General features: G+C 34.2%; 4 protein-coding genes and 2 pseudogenes. 5 read left to right on the top strand and 1 reads right to left on the bottom strand.

Annotated elements, in window-relative coordinates:
• Together HMPREF2907_RS11330 and HMPREF2907_RS11325 are read left to right on the top strand one after the other, a co-directional pair.
• Window positions 1-641 (top strand): ParB N-terminal domain-containing protein (locus tag HMPREF2907_RS11330; protein WP_472681116.1); only part of this gene is annotated, 641 nt, incomplete at its 5' end.
• A 2-nt stretch (window positions 642-643) separates the two neighbouring features.
• Window positions 644-1108 carry a hypothetical protein gene (locus tag HMPREF2907_RS11325; RefSeq protein ID WP_070682754.1) on the top strand — a complete coding sequence of 155 codons (465 nt, stop codon included), beginning with the start codon at window positions 644-646 and terminating at the stop codon, window positions 1106-1108.
• A gap of 119 nt (window positions 1109-1227) precedes the next feature.
• On the opposite strand, the pseudogene HMPREF2907_RS12320 reads toward HMPREF2907_RS11325, so the two are convergent.
• Window positions 1228-1332, bottom strand: a pseudogene (locus HMPREF2907_RS12320) (IS3 family transposase); the annotation flags it as partial.
• A gap of 76 nt (window positions 1333-1408) precedes the next feature.
• Between HMPREF2907_RS12320 and HMPREF2907_RS11320 the strand changes: the two are divergent.
• From HMPREF2907_RS11320 to HMPREF2907_RS12765, 3 genes and pseudogenes are all read left to right on the top strand, one after another.
• Window positions 1409-1885, top strand: coding sequence for an SMI1/KNR4 family protein (locus tag HMPREF2907_RS11320; protein ID WP_070682753.1), 477 nt, complete (start codon window positions 1409-1411; stop codon window positions 1883-1885).
• A 305-nt stretch (window positions 1886-2190) separates the two neighbouring features.
• A complete protein-coding gene (locus HMPREF2907_RS12310) occupies window positions 2191-2427 on the top strand; it encodes a YrhB domain-containing protein (RefSeq protein ID WP_083310745.1) in 237 nt (78 codons plus the stop codon).
• Window positions 2428-2497: 70 nt separating this feature from the next.
• Window positions 2498-2565, top strand: a pseudogene (locus HMPREF2907_RS12765) (barstar family protein); the annotation flags it as partial.

Raw genomic sequence — 2565 nt, 5'->3', positions numbered from 1 at the left:
GAACGAAGAACTTCGGAAAAAAAGCCAGCGAACAACGACCGACGATTACGGTTCAGACCTTGAAGCAGTTGGGGCTGTCGGAGCAGGCTGCAGAATATGTTCAGTTCTCTATAGATTTGTTCAGTGTGGGTAAATCGGTGGCCGGTATGCCTAAGGCTAAGCCTGTGTCTTATGTGAAACCGAGATGGGAGGTTGATAGGAAGCTTAATAAATTGACAACTCGTGAGCAGGTGGAGAAAAATGTTCAGAAAATAAGGAACGGTAATAAAAACAGTAACTTTAGCCAACATGCTCAACTAGAGAGGGAAATTAATAAACTAAAATCTGCCGATGAAATTAATTTTGCAGATGGAATGGGAAAATTTACCGATAGCATGAATGACAAGGCTTTTAGTAGGCTTGTGAAATCAGTTAAAGAGAATGGCTTCACAAATCCAGTTGTGGAGTACGTTGAAATAAATGGAAAAGCATATATCGTAAGAGGAAATAATAGGGTTTTTGCTGCAGAATACCTTGGCAGGATACATGAATTAAAATTTAAAAAAGTTGACTTTCCTGTTCCTAATACTAGTTGGAAAAATCCTACTGATGTCTTGAATGAATCAGGTAATGTTAAGAGACCTCGTTATAGGAGTAAATAAAAATGGCAATTTGGAATTATCGGTACTACCTTATCCCATCAGCTGCTATCAGAAATAAATTTAATGCAAATAAAGATATCATACTTGATGAGTATCGATCTAATGGTTTTCAGAATTTTAATGAGAATAAAAGTTTTGAAAATTACTTTATCGATAATGATGTTATATTATTATCAATAATAAATGAAGCAAAAAAACAGCTTAAATTGAAAGAGTCTTGGGATAAAGACGCAATCATGTTTTGTGATAATTTTGGTAATAGTCTTACCGTTTGGCCAGATGATATAGAGTGCGAACTTGATTTAAGATTTGATTATACTAAATTTATTCAGAAAACCATTGATTGGGCAATAAAATATAATTGTCTACTTGTAATAGAAAAAACAGGAAATGTAGTTTCCCCTAATATAAATAATCTAATGTATGAAATAAAAGCATATTTGGAAAGCAAGACGTGGCCCATATGAAACCTAAACTCAATACGTAGGATGTGCGGAACGCACGTATGCAGTTCTCAAGGTTTGAGCCAAGAGGTCGTCTGAAAACTGAACTGGCCCCCAAATCTTGGACACTCATAAAAGCCTATTCAGGCGCTCTGTGCAAGCTGGGTTCTGTATGCGACAGGACTCAGCTTTTTCAATTTCAAACTGCAACGCTCACGGTTGTAGTAATCCATATAATCATCATAATATGCAGTTAATTCCTAATAGTATTCATACAGCTGTTAGGCATACTGGTCAAAAATCATTAAAGAAAGGTCAGTAAAAATGAGAAAACTATCAGTATCATCAGATGAGGGATTGGTTCCAATAAGAACAATTCAACAATTTGCTGAAGATGTAGGGGTTGTTTTTCCTGTTTCATATGTATCACTTCTTAGTAAACATGATCATTTATACCCTAAAGAAAATATTTTCAATTTTGTCAATCAATACGGTGAAAATGATGAAAGGGACATTTCATTTTTAGGGTATAAGCAAAATTTAGGCTATGAAGATATTTATAGCTATTCATGTATTGATGATGAATATGGGTATGCAAAAAAAGTGGTTGCTTTTGGGATTTCAGCTAATGGCGATTATATCTGTTTTGATTACAGAAAATGCAATGAAAATCCATGTATCATTCTGATGTATCATGATGATTTTTATGAAGATGAGAATGGGGATACGAAAATGGTAACTAGCCATATTGCAGATAGTTTTGATGCCTTTTTGGATATGCTATATGAACTTTCAGATTAAGTGTGTAGGTTGAGTTGAAAACCCAACTAAATTAAAAAGATCGTCTGAAATTAGCAGGCCGTAGCCCATATGAAACCTAAACTCAACAAGTAGGATGTGTGCGGAACGCACGTATGCGCTTCTCAAGGTTTGAGCTAAGAGACCGTCTGAAAATAGAAAACCGTTTCAGACGGTCTTTGTTTGATGCCATCGAGCCAGCGGGCCATAAAGCGCAGTTGTCCAAAAAGGTATATTGATGGGCAAATACAAAAAAGAAGAGAAGTCAATTTTACTACCTTCAAACATTTTCAATTTGGAGTATTTCCATGATAATTACTTATCAAGAAGCAAAGAAAATTGCAGTATCTTTTTTAAGTCAAATAGAGCAAGAAATAGGAATGTCATTATTAATAGTTGAATCTCATGTACGAGAAAATGATGATGGGTGGTTTTTCCCATATCAGTCAAAAGAATATTTAGAAACAATGGATATAAACAAATCTATTATTGGAAATTGGCCTATATTTATTTCTAAAAATGGAGGAGTTCCTTCTATTCGTTGATTTTGGCCCATTAACTAAGCCCGTATCCCACTAAACTTGAACCTATATAGAATAGAAATAAATTTATAATATGCAATTAGAGATTATTGGTAGTAAAATTTATACGGAACAAGATTTTCATAATCAAATTTCAAAAAT

This window comes from Neisseria sp. HMSC055H02, assembly GCF_001813335.1.
Lineage (GTDB): Bacteria > Pseudomonadota > Gammaproteobacteria > Burkholderiales > Neisseriaceae > Neisseria > Neisseria sicca_C.
The sequence above is the reverse complement of the archived record's forward strand: the minus strand, read 5'-3'. Positions and strand labels throughout refer to the sequence as shown.

Excerpts from the sequence above, each read along its gene's own strand:
- HMPREF2907_RS11320 (WP_070682753.1), top strand. The coding sequence starts at position 1,409 with ATGAGAAAACTATCAGTATCATCAGATGAGGGATTGGTTCCAATAAGA.
- HMPREF2907_RS12310 (WP_083310745.1), top strand. The coding sequence starts at position 2,191 with ATGATAATTACTTATCAAGAAGCAAAGAAAATTGCAGTATCTTTTTTA.
- HMPREF2907_RS11325 (WP_070682754.1), top strand. The coding sequence starts at position 644 with ATGGCAATTTGGAATTATCGGTACTACCTTATCCCATCAGCTGCTATC.